The 4,708-nt window shown below is 75.1% G+C and carries 7 protein-coding genes; 5 read left to right on the top strand and 2 right to left on the bottom strand.

The features are described from left to right. Positions 1–111 precede the first annotated feature (111 nt). On the bottom strand, positions 112–315 hold the full coding sequence (locus tag ACFVX9_RS18675; protein ID WP_380380803.1) for a hypothetical protein: 204 nt from the start codon (positions 313–315) through the stop codon (positions 112–114). Next, positions 312–581, bottom strand: coding sequence for a DUF1876 domain-containing protein (locus ACFVX9_RS18670; protein ID WP_063346968.1), 270 nt, complete (start codon positions 579–581; stop codon positions 312–314). Before ACFVX9_RS18670 ends, ACFVX9_RS18675 begins: the two co-directional genes overlap by 4 nt. Positions 582–748: 167 nt before the next feature. Here ACFVX9_RS18670 and ACFVX9_RS18665 point away from each other — a divergent pair, with 167 nt between their 5' ends. The 5 genes from ACFVX9_RS18665 (at position 749) to ACFVX9_RS18645 (ending at position 4,515) form a co-directional block, all read left to right on the top strand. Further along, positions 749–1,591 (top strand): YndJ family protein, encoded by an 843-nt coding sequence (locus tag ACFVX9_RS18665; RefSeq protein WP_380380805.1) that lies wholly within the window; start codon positions 749–751, stop codon positions 1,589–1,591. Beyond that, complete coding sequence (locus ACFVX9_RS18660) at positions 1,588–2,100, top strand: DUF1990 domain-containing protein (RefSeq protein WP_363371254.1); 513 nt, start codon at positions 1,588–1,590, stop codon at positions 2,098–2,100. The genes ACFVX9_RS18665 and ACFVX9_RS18660 overlap by 4 nt, the downstream gene beginning before the upstream one ends. 85 nt (positions 2,101–2,185) lie before the next feature. Beyond that, positions 2,186–2,908 carry a hypothetical protein gene (locus ACFVX9_RS18655; RefSeq protein WP_380380808.1) on the top strand — a complete coding sequence of 241 codons (723 nt, stop codon included), beginning with the start codon at positions 2,186–2,188 and terminating at the stop codon, positions 2,906–2,908. Between the two features lie 88 nt (positions 2,909–2,996). Continuing rightward, positions 2,997–3,440 (top strand): thioredoxin family protein, encoded by a 444-nt coding sequence (locus tag ACFVX9_RS18650; RefSeq protein ID WP_380380810.1) that lies wholly within the window; start codon positions 2,997–2,999, stop codon positions 3,438–3,440. A gap of 340 nt (positions 3,441–3,780) precedes the next feature. Further along, positions 3,781–4,515: an alpha/beta fold hydrolase gene (locus tag ACFVX9_RS18645; protein ID WP_380560601.1), complete on the top strand. Its 735-nt coding sequence runs from the start codon at positions 3,781–3,783 to the stop codon at positions 4,513–4,515. Positions 4,516–4,708: the final 193 nt, after the last annotated feature.

Here is a 4,708-nt window from a genome sequence, read left to right as displayed (position 1 = left end):
TGAATCTGGTGGGGAGCTTGGGTGGCGCGGGGGACGGGGGCCGGCACACGGCTTCCCCCGCCCCCCGGCGCCGTTCGCGTGGTGAAGCGTTCGCGCTGCCGGGGACCGCTCTCAGGGCCCGTCGTCCGGCGCCTTCGCCAGGTCCCCGGGTTCGCACGCCTCCCGGCCCGTCGCCACGTGCACGACCCTGACCGACCGGTCGGGGCCGCCGGGCACGACCCGCTGTTCGTGCCCGCAGCGCGGGCAGATCAGCGGGATGCGCGGACGGTGCGCCCGGCCGCCGGCGTGGCCGCCGTCCGGGTGCGGGGCGCTCACGTCAGCGGGTGGGTCGGGACCGGGCTGACCTCCTGGATCTCGCCGTGGGCCTTGGTGAGCAGCTGCGAGGCCAGGTCGTTGAGGGCTCTGGCCCCCGCGATCTCCTCGCCGACCCGCAGCTGTTCCGGGTCCGAGGGGTGGCGGCTGCTGTAGCCGTGGGCCCGTAGTTCCCTGCCGTCGCGCAGCCGCAGCATGGCCGCGGCGGTCGTGCGCGGGCCGTCCTCGCGGAACTCCATCTCGATGTGCCAACCGACCAGAGTCTGCATGGCGGATCACCTCCATCGATTACTCCTCCGGTTACTCCTCCAGAGTGCGCCGCACCCACCGTGAACACCAGGGCAGGCGGACCAGAAGCAAGTTGAACGCGTTCAACTCTGCGGCGTAGAGTCGTCCACGACCAAGGTTTGAACACGTTCAAGGAGGTGCTTCCGGCATGGGCAAGGGCACGACGGAGCTGGTGAACCTGCTGGTCCTGCTCGGCATGGGCGCCGTCGTCCCGCTCGGCCTCGCCCTGATCGGCGAACCCGGCCTCGCCCGCGTCCGCCGGCTCTGGCCGCTCGCCGCCGTCCCCGGCGCGCTCTCGCTCTGGCTCCCGCGCGGCGGCCTCGCCACCGGCAGCGCCGCCCTCTACGCGCTCGGCACCCTGGCCGTCGCCCTCCACGCACCGCTGCGGCTGCGCCGGACCCGCTCGCTCGCGCCCGCCGAACTCGCCGTCCTCACCTCGCTCGCCGCCCCGGCGGTGGCCGGCACCGCCCTGGTCGCCGAGCGCTCCGGCTACCCGCTGTTCGGCTTCGAACCGCACGTCCTGGCGCTGACCGTCCCGCACTTCCACTACGCCGGATTCACCGCCGCCCTCGTCGCCGGGCTGGTCTGCCGCAGCACCCGGGCGGGTTCCGGCGCCGCCCGCTGCGCCGCGCTCAGCGTGCCGGCCGGGACGCTGCTGGTGCTCGCCGGGTACTTCCTCGGCGCCTGGGTCCAGTTCGCCGGGGCCTGCGTGCTCACCACCGGGATGTGGCTGGTCGGCCTGGTCACCTGGCGCGACCTGCGGCCGCGCGCCGCCGACCCGGTCACCGCCCGGCTGCTCACCGCCTCCTCGGCCGTCCTCGCCCTCACCATGCTGCTCGCCCTGTGGTGGGCCCTCGGCCAGGCGTCCGGGCTCCCCCACCCCACCCTGGCCTGGATGGCCGCCACCCACGGCGTCGGCAACGCGCTCGGGTTCGCGCTCTGCTCGCTGCTCGCCTGGCGCCGGATCACCACCACGGAGGACCACCGATGACCGACCTCAGCTACCCGGAGCAGGGCGCCAGCGCCACCGGCCACCTGCCCGGCGGGTACCGCCACCTGCGGCACCGGGCGCTCGTCGGCCGGGGCCGCCCCGCCCTGGAGGTGGCCGGGGCCGCCCTGCTCGGCTGGCGGATGCACCGGCTGGCCGGCGTGCGGATCGACGCCGACGCGGACCGGGCCGCCCCCGGCGTCGCCGTGCACTGCGCGATCGGCGTCGGCCCGCTCCGGGCCGGCGCCCCCAACCGGGTGCTGGCCACCGTCGACGGCCCGGACCGGTACGGCTTCACCTACGGCACCCGGGCCGGCCATCTGGCGTGCGGCGAAGAAACGTTCCTGGTCGAACTGGAGGCGGACGGGGCGGTCTGGTTCAGCGTGACCGCCTTCAGCCGTCCGGTCGCCCGGTACGCCCGGCTGGCGGGGCCACTGCTGCCGCTCGCGCAGCGGGCCTTCGCCCGGCGCTGCGGCCGGGTCCTGGCCCGGATCGCGGCGGACGCGGGGTAATGCCTTGGCCGGACCGGCGGGCCGTCCGGCATGATCGCCCGGTGATACGCATGCAGCCGGCCCTCGATGTCGCCGCGGGGCAGCCGTGACCAGCTTCCTGACCCACCGGGCCCGGGTGCACGACGAGCGGCTGCCGGTGCGCCGGCGGCTCAACGCCCTGCGGACCTGCCTGACCTGCTTCGCGCCGTACGGCTTCCGGGCCACCTACCACCACCTCACGCTCAGCGCCCGGATGCCCCGGCTGATGGAGACCGACCCGGACTCGCTGGTGCGGGCCGTGGAGGAGCTGCACGAGGCGCGGGTCCTGTGGCTGGCCGGGGCGCGGGAGTACGAGGCGCGGCGCCGGGCGGAGAAGCGGGCCGGGCGGCGGCAACCGACCGAGCCGGTGTGGTGGAACCGCCCCTGGTGGGGCGCACCGGACGCGGCCTGGCGGGCGGACCCCTTCCTCCACCCGCCGCTGCGGCTGCCCGACTACGTCCGGCGGCAGAACGCGCTGCTGGACGGCGTCGAACTGCACGGCTGCCCGGCCTGCGGGGACGAGGGGCCGGTGCTGTCGCGCTCGACCGGCCACGGCCTGGCCGAACTCTGCCGGACCTGCGCCTGGGTACGGCAGCCGTGCCCGTGCGGACGGTGGCACAGCTTCGAACCCGCCCTGCGGGTCGGCTGGAACGGCGTCTGGCGACGGGAGCACCTGACCGGCGACGGCACGCCGAACCCGCGCTGGCCCGGCGTGCAGGGGCCGGCCCGGATCGAGCGGCTGGCGGCGTACGAGGTCTCCCACCCGTGGGGTTTCCGCTCCACGCCGTGAGCGGCGCCCGGGCGCTGAACCGGCGGGGGGCTGCTGGCAGAGGCGGCCACCGGCGGGCGGCTCCGGAATACCCCGTCGGGGCGCACGGTTGTCGCGAGCACGTGATCGGCAGCGCCGCCTCCGGAAGGGAAGGAATCGCGAGATGAGCAGCACGGTCGAGCTGACCAAGGAGAACTTCGACGACATCGTCCCGGGCCCGGAGGGCCAGGACTTCGTCTTCATCGACTTCTGGGCCGGGTGGTGCGGGCCGTGCCGCCAGTTCGCCCCGGTGTACGAGAAGGCGGCCGAGCGCCACGCGGACCTCGTCTTCGCCAAGGTGGACACCGAGGCGCAGCAGGAGCTGGCCTCCGCGTTCGGGATCCAGTCGATCCCCACGCTGGCGATCGTCCGTGAGGGCGTGCTCGTCTTCTCGCAGGCCGGTGCGCTGCCGGAGTCGGTGTTCGAGGACCTGATCGGCCAGGCCAGGAAGCTGGACATGGCCGAGGTGAAGCGCAAGGTGGCGCAGGAGCAGGCGGCCGAGGGCCAGGCCTGACCCGTCCGGGTGTCCGGACGTCCGCTTGTCCGAGGGCCCGGGGAGTGCGACTCCCCGGGCCCGGTCGCTCAGTAATCCGGGCGAAAATCCGGGCGAAGTCCGGCCGGGGTCGGTCCTAGGGCGTGTCGTCAAACCCCCGTCGTCCGCCCGGAGGGCGGGCGTGGCGGCGCTGGGGTGCGTGCATCGCAAGGCGGAGGAGGGAGTCCATGCGGAGCATCGGCGACCGACGACAACGCGGCGAGGTGCGTGCCCCAGCGTCGGCGCGCAGGCGGGGGTTTGACGACACGCCCTAGGGTCGTCGGCGACGGAGATCCCGCCCGACCGCGAGGAGCGATCCACCATGAGCACGTTCGTACTGGTCCCCGGTTTCTGGCTCGGCGCCTGGGCCTGGGAGGAGGTCGCCGGGCCGCTGCGCGCCGACGGGCACACCGTCCACCCCGTGACGCTGCCCGGGCTGGCGGAGCGCGCGGGCGAGGCCGAGCCGATCGGGCTGGCGGAGCACATCGCCGCGCTGGCCGACCTGCTGGTCCGCGAGGACCTGTGGGAGGTGGTGCTGGTCGCGCACAGCGGCGCCTGCGCCCCGGCCGGCGGCATCGCGGACCGGATGCCGGAGCGGATCCGCCGGGTGGTCTACCTGGACAGCGGCCCGATGATCGACGGTGGTTCGCTGTACGACCTCTGGCAGCCCGACCACCGCGCGGCGGCCGACGCCTCGGTGGTCGACGGCCGCCTCCCGATGCCCTCCTGGGCCGACCTCGCCGCCGACGGCGCCAGTGTGGAGGGCCTGGACGAGGCCGCGCTCGCCCGGATCCGCGAGCGGGCCACCCCGCAACCGGCCGGGGCGTACCGGGACCGGCTGCGGCTGACGGGCGCCTCGGCCGCGCTGCCGCAGGCACTGGTGACCTGTTCCTTCCCGCTCGCCCAGGTGCAGGCGATGATCACGGCCGGCCACCCGTGGTTCGCCGGGCTCGACGGGCCGAACTGGGAGCTGCGCGAACTGCCCACCGGGCACTGGCCGATGTTCTCCCGCCCGGCCGACACGGCGGCGGTGCTGGCCGAGCTCGCGGCGCTCTGACCCGCCCTCGGCTCGGACCCGTCCGCGGGTTCGTCTGCGGGTTCGTCTGCGCGAAGCCCCGTTGACGTCGCAGGATGGGCACGGGGCCGGGCACACGGCCCGGCGCCCGTCCCGCCGAAGGCCGGATTCCCCAGGGAAAAAGGCCCCCTCGGAGGCACGCGGAACGATAGAAAGGGCCGCTGGAGGCCGTTCG

Source organism: Kitasatospora sp. NPDC058243, from assembly GCF_042882025.1.
GTDB lineage: Bacteria > Actinomycetota > Actinomycetes > Streptomycetales > Streptomycetaceae > Kitasatospora.
The sequence above is the reverse complement of the archived record's forward strand: the minus strand, read 5'-3'. Positions and strand labels throughout refer to the sequence as shown.